9 protein-coding genes are annotated in these 17,059 nt (G+C 51.4%); 2 read left to right on the top strand and 7 right to left on the bottom strand.

What is annotated here, in order from left to right; all coding sequences use genetic code 11:
• Positions 1–51 precede the first annotated feature (51 nt).
• The 7 genes from ACMGDE_RS03750 to ACMGDE_RS03720 form a co-directional block, all read right to left on the bottom strand.
• On the bottom strand, positions 52–2,418 hold the full coding sequence (locus ACMGDE_RS03750; RefSeq protein WP_436831418.1) for an ABC transporter permease: 2,367 nt from the start codon (positions 2,416–2,418) through the stop codon (positions 52–54).
• Between the two features lie 219 nt (positions 2,419–2,637).
• The gene (locus ACMGDE_RS03745; RefSeq protein WP_436831417.1) at positions 2,638–3,828 is read right to left on the bottom strand and encodes an ATP-binding protein; all 1,191 of its coding nucleotides are present in this window, start codon (positions 3,826–3,828) and stop codon (positions 2,638–2,640) included.
• A gap of 230 nt (positions 3,829–4,058) precedes the next feature.
• Positions 4,059–6,431 (bottom strand): ABC transporter permease, encoded by a 2,373-nt coding sequence (locus tag ACMGDE_RS03740; protein ID WP_436831416.1) that lies wholly within the window; start codon positions 6,429–6,431, stop codon positions 4,059–4,061.
• A 178-nt stretch (positions 6,432–6,609) separates the two neighbouring features.
• The gene (locus ACMGDE_RS03735; protein WP_436831415.1) at positions 6,610–8,967 is read right to left on the bottom strand and encodes an ABC transporter permease; all 2,358 of its coding nucleotides are present in this window, start codon (positions 8,965–8,967) and stop codon (positions 6,610–6,612) included.
• A 2-nt stretch (positions 8,968–8,969) separates the two neighbouring features.
• Complete coding sequence (locus ACMGDE_RS03730) at positions 8,970–10,223, bottom strand: efflux RND transporter periplasmic adaptor subunit (RefSeq protein ID WP_436831414.1); 1,254 nt, start codon at positions 10,221–10,223, stop codon at positions 8,970–8,972.
• Between the two features lie 147 nt (positions 10,224–10,370).
• On the bottom strand, positions 10,371–12,266 hold the full coding sequence (locus ACMGDE_RS03725) for a CocE/NonD family hydrolase (RefSeq protein ID WP_436831413.1): 1,896 nt from the start codon (positions 12,264–12,266) through the stop codon (positions 10,371–10,373).
• 35 nt (positions 12,267–12,301) lie between these two features.
• The gene (locus ACMGDE_RS03720) at positions 12,302–13,603 is read right to left on the bottom strand and encodes a UDP-N-acetylmuramoyl-tripeptide--D-alanyl-D-alanine ligase (RefSeq protein WP_436831412.1); all 1,302 of its coding nucleotides are present in this window, start codon (positions 13,601–13,603) and stop codon (positions 12,302–12,304) included.
• Between the two features lie 188 nt (positions 13,604–13,791).
• Between ACMGDE_RS03720 and ACMGDE_RS03715 the strand changes: the two genes are divergently transcribed.
• The gene (locus tag ACMGDE_RS03715; protein ID WP_436831411.1) at positions 13,792–15,540 is read left to right on the top strand and encodes an N-acetylmuramoyl-L-alanine amidase; all 1,749 of its coding nucleotides are present in this window, start codon (positions 13,792–13,794) and stop codon (positions 15,538–15,540) included.
• A gap of 13 nt (positions 15,541–15,553) precedes the next feature.
• Positions 15,554–17,059: a glycoside hydrolase family 10-like protein gene (locus ACMGDE_RS03710; RefSeq protein ID WP_436831410.1), complete on the top strand. Its 1,506-nt coding sequence runs from the start codon at positions 15,554–15,556 to the stop codon at positions 17,057–17,059.

Here is a 17,059-nt window from a genome sequence, read left to right as displayed (position 1 = left end):
CTGTTATCAATAATGATGCAAAAATGGTAAGTTTAGTTGTCAAATTTGCAATTACTCATCCTTCAAACTCCTTGTCGGGTTGGTCAATGCCGCTCGGACGGCTTGTGAGCTCACCGTCAGCAGGGCAATGAGCAGCGCCCCACCCCCGGCCAGTGCAAACACCCACCAGTGCAGGTCGGTGTGGTATTGATAGCTGCCCAGCCAATCGTTCATGATCCACCACGCGATGGGAAAGGCCACGGCGCAGGAGAGCAATACGAGCACGATAAACTCGCGGTTGAGCAAGCCGACCAATGATGAAATGGATGCACCGAGCACTTTGCGGATGCCCATTTCCTTGGTGCGCCGTTCGGCGGTGAAGGCGGCGAGGCCGAACAGGCCGAGGCAGGAAATGATAATGGACAATACCGCAAATACACCGGCCAATTTCTGGATGAGCATTTCGGATTTGAATTTTTCGTCAAATAAGTCGTCAAGAAAATGATATTCAAAGGGATACCCGGGATTATTGGCCTTGATCACTTTTTCAATCTGTCCGACGGTTTCCGATAAGTCGACGCCTGCTTTTGTACGGATATTGATGACCCCGAAGTTGGATTGGAACGGATGAAAAAATACCGGTTCGGAAGGCGCATAAACATTGTTGTACACGAAGTCGCTGACCACGCCGGCAATCGTATAAGGGGTATCTCCCCAACGGACGACCTGTCCGGTCACCTTGCCATCCGGTTTGATGAGCCGGGCAAAAGCTTCATTGATGATGATGCTGCTGCTGTCGCCCAGCATACGCGGGCGGAAGTTGCGGCCCTCGACCAATTGCATGCCCAAGGTGGGGATGAAGTCGGCATCGGTATGGAGGAAGCCTACCAGTATCTTTTTATCCGGATCTTTGCCTTCCCAATTCATGCCGCTGGTGTTGGAGTGGATGCCGAGTACATTCATGTTGCTCAATCCTACGCTTTCCACACCGCCGGTGCCAATCAATTGTTCTTTGATCACATCTAAGTGTTCTTGCATCTCGACCTGTAAAGGAGTAGTGAGCACCTGGCTGCGGTCGAATCCCATATCGCGTCCCTTGACATGTTGGATCTGCTGGAAGATGATGACGGTACACACCATAAGCGTGATAGAGGCGGCGTATTGGAGCACCACCAACCCACGGCGGACGAAGCCGGCCGCCCCGGCTTTTTGCTTGGCCCCTTTCAACGTGGTAATGGGGTTGAAGGCCGATAGGTAAAAGGCAGGGTAACTGCCCGAAACCAATCCGCATATCAGTACGATTCCGGCAAGGAAAGCAAGATGCATGGGTTGAAACAGCCCCACGGTCAATTCCTTTTCCACCAGGTTGTTGAATGCCCCGATGGAAAGGAACGTGAGTCCAATCGCTACCAGCGCGGAAAGGACGGCCAGGATGACGGATTCGCCTAAGAATTGGCTGATGAGCGAGGTTTTGGTCGCCCCCACCACTTTGCGCATGCCCACCTCCTTGGCCCGTTTCTCCGACCGGGCGGTCGCCAGGTTCATGAAATTGATGCAGGCAATGAGCAATACCACCCAGGCGATGATGCTGAACAGGCGCACGTATTTGAGACGGCCTTCTTGTTCGTTGCCGTTTTTGTCAAAACTGTTGTACAGGCGCCACCGCTCCATCGGGTACAGGAAATTCTTGTAGAACAAATCGTTTCCGGCTTTTCGCTCGGCAAAATCATAGAACTGTTTGTTGACATCGGCAAGACGTGCCGAAGGCTCCAACTGCACGTAGGTCAGCAGACTGTTATTGCCCCAACCCTCAAACCCTCCTTCATTCAGCCGTTCGAGTTTCTCAAAGGGGATGATCCAATCAAACGTTACGCTGCTATTTTTGGGAAGGTCTTTTACCACGCCCGTTATGGTAAAACCTTCTTTGTTGTTGGTTTGCACGTGCTGCCCCAGCGCAGGTTCGTTGCCAAAGAGCCGTTTCGCAGCGCTTTGCGTGATGACCATGTCGTTGATGTTATTCATGGCTGTCGCTCGGGTGCCTTCGGTGAATTCAAGGGAAAAAATGTCCAAGAAATCCGGATCGGCATAAAACCCATTCTGGTAAAGATTGTCATCGCCCAGGTTGAACAGCAGGGGCATGAGCCAGTTTGCACGTGCCGCATATTTGACGCCCGGCAATTCGGCCTTAATGGCCGGGGCTAAGGGTCCTGGGTTGGCCTCAAACACATATGAGCCATCGTCATACGCCTGCAAGGACTTAGAGATGTATATATTCTCCTTATTGGGGAAGTGCTGGTTATAGCTTACCTCGTCTTCCACCCAAAGGAAAATGAGCGATGCAGCGGTAATGCCAATAGCAAGCCCGAAAATATTCAGAAAGCTGTACCCCCGGGTTTTCCAGAGGTTGCGGAAGGTGGTTTTGAGATAGTTTTTCAGCATGTTGTCTGTTTTTATCGGTGCTTCAGCTGTCGCCAGCTGGCGGACGGTTTGATCATGGCTGTCAATTATCAGCTGTTGACTATTAATAAAACGGAGCGGATATCGTTCCAAAATTTCAAACCATTTGTTATTAGCGAGTTATAATTTGTTTGATCGATTCAAGTGTTCGTTTTCAGACACTTTTTGTTCGGAATCGTACATCGGCAGGGGAAAAAGCATTTAATAGAGGAATCCGAATAGCCAAAGCGGGATCTTGTGTTGGTAACCAAGTTCAACATCATCGGCTGCGATGTAGCCGTTGTCTATTCCGCGTACCTGAGAAGCGGATTTATCCTTTCCACCGACTTCAAAGATAAACTGATCGTCAACTAAGAAGTCGCCTCGTTCGGCATACTCCAGCTTGTGGCCGTGCGACAACTGGTTGGCAAAGAAGGTCTCACGGACATTCCCAATATTGGCTTTTCCAAGGACAAAGGCCAAGTTGGGGTTTTCCAGAAAGATTTTGTCCGGCTTCTGTAGTCGACTGATTCCTCCTGAGGCCCGGAACAGGTTATGGGTGAGGCCCACCTCCTGTAAGTAGTGTAAGTAAGCGAGTAGTGTGGTACGGTTGATGCCTATTCTTTCGCTGATTTTGCTGACATTCGGAACAAACGGCGCTGCTTCTGCAATGATCAATAGCAGTTGCTTGATTTTGTTTACGTAGGCAAGGTCGATATTCCGCAGCATCGGCAACTCAATTTCGAGCATCATATTGATGGTTTCTTCCACACGCTGCCCGTATAGATCCGGTTCCTCTTGGTAATATGGATAGTAACCCTTTTCCAAATAGGTAGAAAAGTACTTCAGCGGTTTAAGTTTGCCGATGATGTGTTCAGCAATTGCTGTATGATCGGCTACTATATCGGCAAGCGAGGCGGCCACCAGCGTTTCGCCGTGTTCAATGGCGAGGTATTCGCGGAAAGAAAGTCCCTGCATGGTATACACAATGGCTCTCCTGCTCAAGTCGGCGCGCGTGTTGAGGATTTCCAGCAACGAAGAACCGGTGAAGACCAATTGCAACGCTGGATGGTCATCGTAGACATTTTTTAGCTCCTGCGACCAATTGGGATATTTATGCACTTCATCCAGAAATAAGTACATTCCTCCGCGTTTTACGAAGTCGTCCGCTAAGTCTACGAGCTTGTTATTGCTGAACCAGATATCATCCAAGCTAACATATAAGACGGTATCCAAGCGATCCGCCAGACGCGACTTGATATACTGGAGAAGTAAGGTTGTTTTGCCAACTCCACGCGGACCCTTGATGCCAATAAAGCGCGCATTCCAATTGATTGTTTGGATGGTGCCTCGGATAAAGTCCAGTGAGGTATATCCGATTTTTTGCCTGAATTTCTCGGCCAGCTTTTCCATAATGTCTATCTCGATCAACAAATATAACAAAAACTGTTTACTATGATAAACAATTTAATAGATTTTTGTTTATTCTGATTAACGAAATAAAACAAGGCGAAGTTCATAAAAAAGCTACTCTGTCCGAATCGCCTTAATCGGATTTTCCTGCGCGGCTTTCAGTGACTTGCCGCACACGGTAATGGCCGCGATGGCAAAGGCGGCAAAACCTTTATCGAACGACTCGGCACTTACTCGTCCCGCAAACTATTTACGGGATTTGCCACGGCCGCTTTGATTGCCTGATAACTGATCGTCAGTAGTGATATCAAAATAGATAACACGCCCGCCAGCAAAAAGACCCACCATGCCACCCCCACGTTATAGGTATAGCCCGCTAGCCACTTATTCATCGCGTACCACGCTACTGGGGAAGCGATCACAAATGAAATAAATACAAGCTTCAAAAAATCTTTAGATAGTAAGACGGTCACACTGAATACCGAAGCGCCGAGCACCTTCCGCACACCTACTTCCTTGATCCGGCTCTCCGCCGTGAATGTGGCAAGCCCAAACAAACCCAGGCAGGAAATGAAAATGGTCAAACCAGCAAACAGTGCCGCCAATGTACCCACCCGCTGTTCTTCCTGGAATTTCCGCGCGTAGGCCTCATCAACAAAGTGATATTCAAATGGATAATCGGGGTTGTATGTTTTCAGAACTTGTTCCGCAACCGCTAAATTATGCGAGGTGGGATTTGCCGGGTTCAATCTGAAATGAATGGTCGAAAACCATGATTTCGGCCCGAAAACAACCAATTGTTGTACCTTATCGTAGGGCGATTCATAAATAAAGTCTTTGACCACGCCCACTACGGTCCAATCCATGCCGTCTGCTTTCAAAATGGTGCTCAGCGGATCGTCCAGGTGCATCATCTTTGCCGCAGTCTCGTTTAATACAATCGATGTGGAGTCACCCGGAAACTTATAAATGTCAATATCCCTACCCATTACCAATTTTGCACCCATGGTCTTTACAAAGTCTGCATCGGAAGCCATCCTTACAAAGTCTATCCGTTTGTCTTCTTCTGTGCTACCCGTCCAGCTCCATCCCCAACTGTCGCTGTAGCGGGTGGTGATCGGGCTCATGGATTTGGTGACGGCTACTGCAGCTCCCTTGCTGATCAATTCGTTCCGGATGAGTTCATATTTGCCATCGATCGCGCCTTCAATCTGGAAATACACCAGGTCGGTACGGTCGTATCCATTGTCCCTGGATTGGGCATATTTGATTTGCTGGGAGACGATGATCGTAGAAATAATGAGTATGATGGCAAAGCTAAATTGCAATACCACCAATACTTTTCTCGGGTTCACCGCGGCATTGCTGCGTTTGAAAAGGCCTTTAAGTACTTTGACGGGGTTGAAAGCAGATAGGTAGAAGGCCGGATAGCTACCGGCCAGCAGCCCACAAATGACGATAAAGGAAAGGGAGAGCAACCAAAATAAAGGGTTTGCGAAGTCTATTGACAACGTTTTGTTGACCAAGTTGCCAAAGGGAGGCAACGTGAAAAACACGATGGCCAATGCAAAGACGAAGGCGATGCATGCCAGTAAAATGCTTTCGCCCAGGAATTGGCCGATCAATAATCCTTTTTGCGCCCCTACAACCTTGCGGATACCCACTTCTTTTGCTCTTTTTTCGCTTCGTGCCGTACTCAGGTTCATGAAATTGATACAGGCGATGACAAGAATAAACACGGCAATGATTGAAAAAAGCCTCACCATTTCAATCCTGCCGCCCGTATATTGGCCATTCTCTTGCTTGGAATACAGCCAGGCATCCGTTAGCGGCTGTGTGAACACCTCACGGTTTTTGTACAAGGGATTGTCGGCCAGATGGTCTTTGGTAATGCTTTTTATTTTCTGATCAAATGCGGCGTGCGACACACCTTCCTTCAACAGTACAAAGGTTTGCAGGGAATTATTCCCCCAGGAGCTGTCCCTCCAGCCTAGGCGGACACTGTAATCCCAAGGCAGTAAATAATCGAAATCAAAACGGGTATTACCGGGCAAATCTTTTAGAATGCCGGATACCGTAAAATTGTCCGCGCTGTCGATTTTTATGATTTTTCCCATGGCATCGCCATCACCGAACAGGTTTTTCGCCAGTTTTTCCGTCAGTACGATGTTATAGGTTTCGTTCAGCGCTGTTTGGGGATCACCCTGTTTCAGCGGAAAGGAGAAGGTGGTCAGAAATCCCGGATCGGTAAATGCACCCGATTGCTTTTGTTTTTTGTCCCCCACGGTAAACAGGAAGCTATTGTAGTCATCGACTCTGATGGCATCTTCGACTTCAGGGTAATCCTGTTTGAGCGTTGGCGCCAGGATGTTTGGTGTCCATGCCCAGGCATTTTTCACCCCTTCGTTGACGTCGCTGTTGTTGGCGATGAAAATCCGGTCCTTCTTTTCGTGAAATTGGTCGTGGCTGACTTCGTTTTGTATCCAGATCAAAATCAACATACACGAGGCCATCCCGATACTCAACCCTAAGATGTTTATAAGCGAGTAAACCTTATTCCTCACCAAATTCCGCCAAGCGATTTTGAGGTAGTTTTTCAGCATTTTGTTCGTCTTTATCGGTGCTTCAGCTACCCGATTGCTCGGGTGGTTGTAACATTATATTTGTCTTCTTTAGGTGTTACAGCGATCCGCAAGCGGATGGTTTCAGCATTTTGTCTGCTTTTTAATGGTGCTTCAGCTATCCCGATAATGATCGGGATGGTTTGATCATTGTCGTTTATTATTCTGTCCGTATAGCCTTAATCGGATTCTCCTGCGCGGCTTTCAGTGACTTGCCGCATACGGTGATGGCCGCGATGGCAAAGGCGGCGAAACCGGCAACGGCAAACACCCACCATTCGATGCCCGTGCGGTACACGTAATTATCCAGCCACTTGTTCATCATCCACCACCCCAATGGGAAAGCCACTAAGAAGGAAATGCCCACCAGTTTGAGGAAGTCTTTCGATATCAACAGGATGATGTTGGATACACTTGCGCCCAATGTCTTGCGGATGCCGATTTCCTTCACTTTGGTTTCAGCGGTGAAGGTGACCAGACCGAACAGGCCGAGGCAGGAAAGCAGGATGGCAACCCCTGCAAAGATGTTGAACAATTTGCCCGAGCGGATGTCGCTCTTGTACATATTGTCGAAGGATTCGTCCATGAATTTGTAATTGAATTCATAGTCAGCGTTATGTTGTTTCCAAAGCTTTTCTACCGCTGCAAGGGCTATTTTGGCGTCATTTCCAGTAGTTTTTACATACATGGTGTTCCAACTCCAATCGGGATCCATGAACAAGATGCAGGGTTCGATGGCGGTTTTCATGTCCTGAAAATGGAAGTCCTTAACCACACCGGCAATAATGCCGGGTTCATCGTGAAACGTCACGGGCTTTCCGATGGGATCTTCCAGCCCCATCACCTTAATCGCCGTCTCGTTCAATAGATAATGGCCACTATCTGCGGGGGTTCCCGTGAAGCCATTACCGGCAACCAATTGCATGTCCATCACTTCGGGAAATGTACGGTCAACGGACAGTTGATTGATCATAAAGCTGCTCATATTGGCCGGCTTCCCTTCCCATTCCAGATCACCCGTGGAGCTTTGCACGTTTAATATGCCTTGGCTGGATGTGGTTACGCCCAGTATGCCGGGCTGTTGTTCCAATTGTTGGCTGATGTTTTCGTAATTTTTCCTGAAGTTGTAGCTCTCAAACGTAAAGACGTTTTCTTTGGAATACCCTAAATTCAGGCTCCTGATGTATTCCAGCTGCCTACTGATGATGATGGTCGATATGATCAATACTACGGAGCAGGTGAACTGAATCACCACCAAGGCCTTGCGGAATCCGCTGTTCTTTCCAAGTCCGGGTATAATGCCTTTGAGCGCCAGGGCGGGATTGAAAGCAGAAAGCATCAAGGCGGGGTATACGCCGGCCAGTGCTAGTACGGCTAATAAGGACAAACCGAATATAATCCATACTTTGCCATCCAGCAAGCTGAATACCATCTCCTTTCCCGATAGGCTATTGTACAGCGGCATCAACGCATACAGCAGCCCGATGGCAATAAGCATGGAAATGAAAAACACCACAAAAGACTCGGAGATGAATTGCCAGAATAGGTGACCTTTATTGGCCCCTACCACTTTGCGCACGCTCACTTCCTTGCTCCTGCGGGTAGCGCGGGCGGTGACCAAGTTGACGTAGTTGATGCAGGCGATCAGCAAGATCACGACGGCGACTAAGGCAAAGATTTTCACCTGTTTCATGCCCTGTTCATCACCATCCGGCGAATACAGATGGTACTTGGTAAGCGGCTGCATCAGGTAGTTGAGATCCTTCCAGAAATCCGCTGGTTGGTTTTTCCGGTGGATGTCGGCCAATTGCTTGCCCACTGCCGCTGCATCGGCATTAGGCCTGAGCAGAAAGAACGTCTGGTAGTTGAGATTACCCCAATCCGCGTTCAGTGGATTATTGGGTCTGTTTTCTGCCAGTATGTCAAAAGGCATAATCAGTGGGTACTGCCACGTAGAATTTTCCGGCGTATCCTCCATGACGCCGGTCACTTTATAGCTATTGCCATCTTTTACTTGCAGTACTTTACCCATAGCAGGTTCACTGCCAAAGTATTTTTCAGCGGTAGCCTTGCTCAATACAATGGAACGGTTGTCGGCAAATGGCTTGTCAGGATTGCCTTCCAATAGCTTAAAGTCGAAGAGCTGAAAGAAATTCGGATCAACATATATGGTGGATTCGTCAAATTTCTTGTCGCCATATTCGAGGAGCATACTCCCGTTGAATGTGGATAGTCGGCAAGCGTCCTCAATGGCAGGGATTTCAGCCTTACCGAAAATAGCGAGTGGGGCATTGGTGACCGGCCAAAGCTGATCTTTGCCTTTCCCGATGGCCGCAGCGGCTACATAGATCCGATCACCCTTGGTATGCATGCGGTCGAAGCTTAGTTCGTCCCATACCCACAGCAGGATAAGGATGGCCGCCGTAAGGCTGATCGCCAACCCGAAGATGTTGATGGCTGAGTACGACTTGTTCTTGACGAGCGTACGGAAGGCGGTTTTGAAATAGTTTTTAAGCATGGCTAATTACTGATACTCAACTCCTGCACCCGGTCGTAGGTTTCATAGCTCGAGGTCACCACCTTATCGCCCGGCTTCAGGCCGCTGACGACCTCATAATAGTCGGGATTCTGGCGACCGAGCTGCACATCTACCCGGTAGGCGGTTTTGCCATCATCGGTGAGCTTGAACACCCAATTGCCGCCGGTTTGTTGGTAGAATCCACCTTTGGCGAGCAATACGGCCTTGGTTTCGTCGCTAAGCGCCAGCCGGATTTGCAGTGTCTGCCCGCGACGGATGCCATCGGGCACCTCGTTTACAAATTCCATGTCTACCTGGAAGCGGCCATTGGTCACCTGCGTGTATACTTTCTTGATCACCAATTTATAGCTTTTGCCGGCAAATGTAAACTCGCCCTCCAGATCGGGATAAATCCGCGAGATGTAGTGCTCATCGATATCTGCGCGTACTTTGAAGCCGGTGAGCACGTCAATCTGCCCGAGGCGGTCGCCAGCGGGTTTGTTCTGGCCGATTTCGGCATCGAACGAGGTGAGCTGCCCATCGACAGGGGCACGAAGGATGAGGTCGTTCACTTTTTGCCGCATTAATTCCAGCGCTGCATTCGTGCTGGCATAAGCCCGGCGGCTTTGTTCGAGCGATTGGCTGGTGCGGATGGAGTCTTGCAGGAGGTTTTCCCTGGTCAGCTTGATCCGCTCAACCTGATAATCGTAGTTGTTTTTTGCCTGTTGGAATTCTTGGGAGCCGATGGCTTTCTGCTCGTACAGTTTTTTATTGAGCTCATAAACCCGTTTGGCCTCTTTTAGTGCATTTTCGACTTCCGCCATCTGGTTGCGGTTGGCGATGGAAGCTTGCTGCGCGCTGGTTTGCGAGATTTGCATTTGGGTGAGCGTATTATATACGTTGGTTTCTTGGCTCACCAAGCTCAGCTCCAGGTCGGTATTGGATAAGCGCATGATGGGGTCACCTTTTTTGAGGTGTGCACCATCTTCGACAAACTTCTCTTCCACCCGTCCGCCGACGGAGGCATCCAGGAAAATGCTGGTGATTGGCAGTACGGCGCCATTTACCGGGATGAATTCGCGGAAGGAATCTTCCTTGACTTCAGATATGGTGATGCGTTCAGCAGCCACATTGAGCCGGGAATTGCCCGAGGTGAAATAATAGCTGGCGAATATCAACGCCAAGATACCTACCCCGCCCGCAACCATCGCGATGCGCTTACTGTTCCATGTTTTCTTTGGTAATGCTCTGTCCATTTTTCTTTTTGTGATCAGTGGTCGGTGACCGACTACCACTATACAACGCCGGTGCCAAAAATATAACTGATTTGAAAACAGGTTATTGCCACATGCGCCAAAATAAAACTGTCCGATATCGGACACCGGATGTGCGGTAGCGTACAATCATTTTTCGGATGGTCCGTCTAGCACCATTAGGTCGATATGGGATGGATGTTCCGTTGAAAAGTGGATCTCATGCCACGCGGGTTTGAAGTCTTCTTCATCGGCGTGATAGATATCCGTAAATACCTGCGGATTGCGGTCGACCAATGGAAACCACGAACTCTGCACCTGCACCATGATGCGATGTCCCTTTTTGAAGGTGTGTGCGGCATCCTGTAGGTCAAAGGAGACATCGGTAATCTTGCCCGGTTCGAGGGGTTCCGGCTTTTCGAAGCTCTTGCGGAATTTGGCGCGCATGACCTCCCCGCGGACCAGCAGCTGGTAGCCGCCCATTACCGCGGTAGGTTTTTCAGGATGGTTGGTCATGGTATCGGGAAAGACATCGATGAGCTTCACGACGAAGTCGGCATCCGTGCCGGTGGTTTTGACAAACAGGTTGGCAGCCAACCGACCTGCAATCTGGATATCTTCTTCTAAGGGCTCCGTAGAGAACACCAGTACATCCGGTCGTCGGGCAGCGAAGCGCTGGTCCTCGACCATATAGGCGCTACCCCGGATCAGCCGGGTTTCGGCGGTGTAGGGCACGGGCTTGTTGGGATCGCTATAATAGGCTGCCGATGCGGAATCGCCAGTGGCGCGCGGCGCATCGAAGCCCAGCCGCCCTTGTGGATGCAGATACAGTTTCCGGGGCTGGGCCGCCGCCGGGGGCCATTGGTGGTAGGCATTCCATGCGTGGCTGCCTGTATCGAAGATATACGCCTCTGGCAGGTGCGGATCGGGCCTCCCTTTCAGGTGGTGCAGAAAAAACGGCAATTCGATCTGTTCCCGGTAGAATTCACTGGTGGCCGATCCAAACGGAACGTTTTCAAGCCAGTCGCCCTTGCCCCGTGACCACGTGCCATGATACCAGGGTCCCATGATGAAGTGCTGCTTCGTCTCCGGGCTTTGTCCGGCAATGGCGGCCTGGGTTTTGATGGGACCGTAGAGATCCTCCTGGTCAAACCATCCGCCGACGGTGAGGACGGCCGGTTTGATGTTTTTTAGATGGGGAAGCGGTGTGCGGGCCTGCCAGAAGCTATCATAGGTGCCGTGGGTCATGAGATCATTCCACAGGATGTTATTGGTGCCCGTTAATTTGTCGGTAAGATGCTGAAGCGTTTTTGCCTTGAGGTAGAAGTCATACCCGTCGGGCGTCCCATAGGCCGTAAATCCACGCATACCCTGTGGGGATGGGGTATCCCGCTGGCGCCCGTATGAAGACACGAAGGAGAACGATCCCATGAGCATAAACGCACCATTGTGATGGCGATCGTCACCCATGAACCAATCGGTTACCGGCGCTTGGGGCGATGCGGCTACCAATGCCGGATGTGAATCAATCAAACCCGCAGTAGTGTAGCCCCCGGGAGCGGAGATGCCCCACATGCCCACCTTTCCATTATTGCCCGGGATATTCTTGACGAGCCAGTCGATCGTGTCATACGTATCCGAGCTCTCATCGACATCAGCGTTGCTCTTTTTGTCGGGTTGATAGGGGCGCACCGCAACAAAGTCGCCCTCTGACATGTATTTGCCCCGGATATCCTGATAAACAAAGATAAACCCTTCGTACGTAAACTGGATGTTCGGACCGAGTGACGGGCGGTACGCCTGCTCCCCGTATGGGGCTACGCTGTAAGGCGTACGCATGAATAGGATGGGATATGTTTTGGTGGTGTCCTTCGGTACATAGATGGATGTAAATAGCTCCGTGCCGTCACGCATGGGCACCATCACTTCTTTTTTATGGTAATGCTCGCGTACATATAGTAGTTCGGCGGGTGCGGGCTGGGCGTTGACCGAAAAGCCAAAGCCAATACTAATGAGGGTCAAGGTAATCAAGCAGCGTAGGGTCATGGCATTTGTTTATGATTCCTGCAAGTTTACGGATTTTACAACATATCTACCAGTTTCTCAAAAGCCATGCCTCGTGAAGCCTTGAGCAATACCAAAGCCCCCTGTATGGGACGTTTGGACAAGGCTTCTTTGGCCGCCTCGGTGGTTTCATAGAATTCAGCATCGGGGTGGCGGTGCTGGTAGAACGCCTTGCCCACGAAGAGGGTACGGTTGGCGTGCAATTCCGCGGCCGCTTGCACCACCTTGCCGTGCTCCTCATGTGAGTCATCGCCCATTTCGAACATATCACCGAGGATGATTGCTTTCTTATCAGCATCCAGCATGCGGAGGTTGTCCAAGGCCGCGGCCATGCTGCTGGCATTGGCGTTGTAATAGTCGCGGATGAGGAGGTTAGCAGCTGTCTGCGTAAGTTGTGAACGATTGTTGGCGGGGGTATAACCAGCAATGCCTTGGTTGATTTTCTCGGGGGTCAAGCCGAAGTGTCTACCGATGCAGGCCGCGGCCAAGATATTTTCTGCATTGTAAGAACCCGTCAGCTGGGTGCGTACCATATGGTCGGTTTCGCTGCCCTTCTCCCGCCAGCGCATTTCCAGCAGGGGGTTGGCGCTGACCAATTCGCCGAACAGGTCATTTTCCACGGAGAAGCCATAGTGGACCACGTGGCGGATCGGTCGAGCCTCCGCCATTTGCCGGAGCAATGGATTGTCATGCTGCAGGAACAGGGTGCCGTCAACCGCCGCCAGGTGATCATAGAGCTCACCTTTGGCCTTTTTGACACCTTCGAAGCTGCCAAAGCCTTCCAAATGCGCCTTGCCTACATTCGTGATGAGGCCGTGGGTAGGCCGGGCGATGCCGCAGAGGAACGCGATTTCGCCCACATGGTTGGCGCCCATCTCGATGATGGCGATTTGGGTTTGGTTGGTAATGGAAAGTACGCTGAGCGGTACGCCGATGTGGTTGTTGAGGTTGCCCTTGGTGGCGTAGGTATTGAATTGCTGCGAAAGCACGGCATGTACCAGTTCCTTGGTGGTGGTCTTGCCATTCGTGCCTGTAATCCCGATGAATGGGATGCGGAGCCGGGAGCGGTGGTGACGGGCTAATTCCTGCAACGCGGTGAGGACATCGCTTACCAGTAGAAACCGCTCGTCCGCTTCGTATTGGGGCTCATCGATGATGGCGTACTGAGCGCCTTTTTCAAGCGCTTCTGCAGCAAAGGCGTTGCCGTTGAAGGTGGCTCCCTTGAGGGCAAAAAACAAGCTATCGGGCTGAATGTTGCGCGTATCCGTGCTGATGAGCGGATGCTGGAGGAAATAGGGGTATAGTGCAGCGGGTTCCATGGTGCAAGTTTACTTAAAAGTCTGGAGAAATAATTGCATTACGCATTGTTGCAACATTTTTGATTGTAAAGGCAGAAACATGCAATTTTATCAAAATATTTAGTTAATCTTGCTTGGCCAAAAGACCAACCGGTTAAATTCGACGGGAACATTTAGGGATGACGGGGTACTGTCGTGAATTAATATGTATGGGCAAATTAGATCGCATTTTATTTTGGATACTGACGGCTTTCGGGAGCATGCTTTCCGTTTTTGAGGTGTCGGGCCAACCGCCTAGGCTAAAGGTGGTCGCTCCCGCCGCGGATAGCAGTATAGTCAATCAGGAAACGGCCTATTTCAAAGGTTTTGCCAACCCAGAAGGGACGCTGTTGCTCAACGGGGATACCATAGCAGTGGCCGGCACCGGTGTTTTTGCGGGGCCTATGCGCTTGAATGAGGGGTTCAACGAATTTCAGGTGTTGCATGTGCTGGCAGCAGACACCCTGTCAAAGCGAATGGTGGTTGTCTATAAAAAGCCCGTTCCACCTGTGCCTACCGCGGGATTCGCCATTGAATCCGTGCACCTATCCACCGGAGGCGACCTGTGGTTGCAGCCGGGCGACCTGCTGCAGGTGGAGATGAAAGCCACACCTGGGATGAAGGCTACATTTTTCAAGGATATTCCGCTTATTGAAATGGACACTTCCGAGGTGCCGGTTGCGGGCATCTACCGGGGCGAATATACCATCCAGCCGTCGGACAGCCTGAAGAATCAACCCATCCGGTTCTACCTGCGCGATGAAGGCACGAAGAAAGCAGTATCGGTGGAAAGCCGACAGCAGCTCACCGTACTCAATCAACCGTATGCGCTGACGGGCCTCACCACGACAGACCAAGTTCCCCTGTTTTATGGGTTGGGTACAGACCGCTTGGGAGGTGCCAAGATGGGCTATTTGGATAGCTTGGTCAAGCTGGAAATCACGGGCAAGATGAACGACATGTACCGGATACGGCTTTCCGAGCAGGTGCAGGCGTATGTTCCGGTGAGCGATGTACGCTTGCAAAAGGGCGTACATTTCCGGCCATACTCCCTCACGGGGAGCTGGTCGGTGTATTCAGACAGCACCAATGACTTTGTCAGCATCGGCCTGAGCGAGCGGCTCCCCTACACGGCGGTCGTGCAGCAAGACCCTACGCGCATTGTGGTAGATGTCTACGGCGCGGTGTCAAACAGCAATTGGATCACGCAAAAAGATGGATTGATCGCTATCCAAAATGTTTGGTACGAGCAGCTGAGTAAGGACGTGTTCAGGGTATACATCGAAACGAAGAAAACGCAGCTCTGGGGGTATGATGTACACTACAACGATCGGCAACTGCTTATCCGGGTGAAGCCGCAACCCACGGATCTTGCCTTCCGGCAACTCACAGTGGCCGTGGATGCTGGCCATGGTGGCAGCAACCGCGGTGCCAGTGGCATGACCGGCGTACTGGAAAAAGACCTCAACCTGTCGATGGCGCTGAAGCTGAAATCGGTACTGGAAAAAGAAGGCGCCAGGGTCATCATGACACGCGAGGATGACCGGTCGGTCAATAATGGCGACCGGCTGAAGTGGCTCGAGAAACAAAATCCGGATCTCTTAGTGAGCATCCATTGCAATGCATCGGCAAATCCTTTGGTGCAGGGGACATCCACCTATTACCGTCACCAAGCCTACCGTCCGCTTTCGCAACATATTCTGGCCGAAATGCGGAAGTTGGAGCTGGCAGACTTCGGCAACGTGGGTGGGTTTAACTTTACCCTTAATTCGCCCACGGCCTTTCCCTCCGTGCTGGTGGAGGTGGCATTCCTCTCCAACCCAGCTGACGAGGAGCGGTTGCTTGATGCGGCGTTTCACGACGAAGTGGCTGGCAGCATCGTGGATGGGTTGCGCGGGTTTTTGAGTGGAATTGAGTGATCGGAGGATTGGAATGGTAAAAAATATACACATCTTGTTTTTCCTTGGCTTGTTGGTGCTGGCATCTTGCGGTTCCACGAAGCCGTTGTCCATGGATGCTCCCGGTTTGGAGTCCCTACCCGCAACCGAGCGGGAATTCCGGGCGGCGTGGGTCGCCACCGTAGACAACATCAACTGGCCCAGCAAACCGGGATTAAGCACGGCCGAGCAGCAACAGGAGGCATTGATCCTGCTCGATTTTCTGCGGGACCACCATTTCAATGCCGTGATTTTCCAGGTGAGGCCACAGGCGGATGCCCTCTATGCCAGCGAATTGGAGCCGTGGTCATACTACCTCACCGGGAAACAAGGTCTTGCGCCTGATCCCTATTATGATCCGCTGGCGTTCTGGGTCGAGGAAGCCCACCGCCGCGGACTGGAGCTGCATGTGTGGCTCAACCCATACCGCGCGCACCATATTGCGGCGGGAGAGGTGGAGCCGCCTTCGCTCGTCCATGCCATGCGCGAGTCGGTGGTAAAGTTGGAGGAGGGATATTGGTGGTTCGATCCGGCCAAAAAGACCACACAAGATCATTCAGCGGCCGTGGTGATGGATATTGTGAAGCGCTATGACATCGATGGGGTGCATTTCGACGACTATTTTTACCCCTACGAGTCCTACAATGGCGGTGCCGATTTCCCGGATAACGATTCATGGGCGGCATATCAGCAAAGCGGAGGCGCCCTTTCCAGGGGCGACTGGCGCAGAAGCCACGTGAATCGGTTTATCAAGCGCGTATACAAGGAGATCAAGGCAACCAAAAAACACGTTAAATTAGGGCTGAGTCCGTTCGGTATCTGGCGACCCGGCTATCCGCAAGGTATTGCAGGTATGGATCAATACGATAAACTCTATGCCGACGCGAAGCTGTGGCTCAATAAGGGTTGGGTCGATTACCTCGCCCCCCAGCTCTACTGGCCCATCGCACAGCTCCCACAGAGTTTTCCGGTGTTGCTGGGGTGGTGGCAGGCCGAAAATACGCGGGGGCGCCACCTGTGGCCGGGTATGAATGTGGGCCGCGGCGGAGATACGGCAAACTTGAAAGAGGTGGTCAACGAGCTCATGATCACCCGCGGCATGGTGCCGGCCAGCAAGGGGGCGATCCATTGGAGCATCTCGTCGCTGACGCGCCACCCCTTGCTTGCGCAGGGGCTGTTGGATGGTCCGTACAAACAGCAAGCTTTGGTACCGACCAGCCCCTGGCTGGGCAAGGGCAAACTCCCTGCGCCAACCGTTGTTTTGGAAGACCGTGGCAAGGAGGTGGACATACACTGGCAGCATCCACGGATAAACGAGGTGTTCAAGTGGGTGGTGTATTACCACCTGGGTGAGGCTTGGGACTATCGTATCCTGGAGCAGGGTGTGACGGAGCTGACGCTGCCGAGGTATGCCCCCGATGGTGTAAGCAAGCTCGGCGAGGTAATCGTGACGGCGGTGGACCGCCTGGGGAATGAGAGTAAAAAAGTGGCCAACAAATAA

Source organism: Parapedobacter brassicae (assembly GCF_051400755.1).
GTDB lineage: Bacteria > Bacteroidota > Bacteroidia > Sphingobacteriales > Sphingobacteriaceae > Parapedobacter.
Note: the sequence above shows the minus strand (reverse complement) of the source record. Positions and strands in the feature narration are given on the sequence as shown.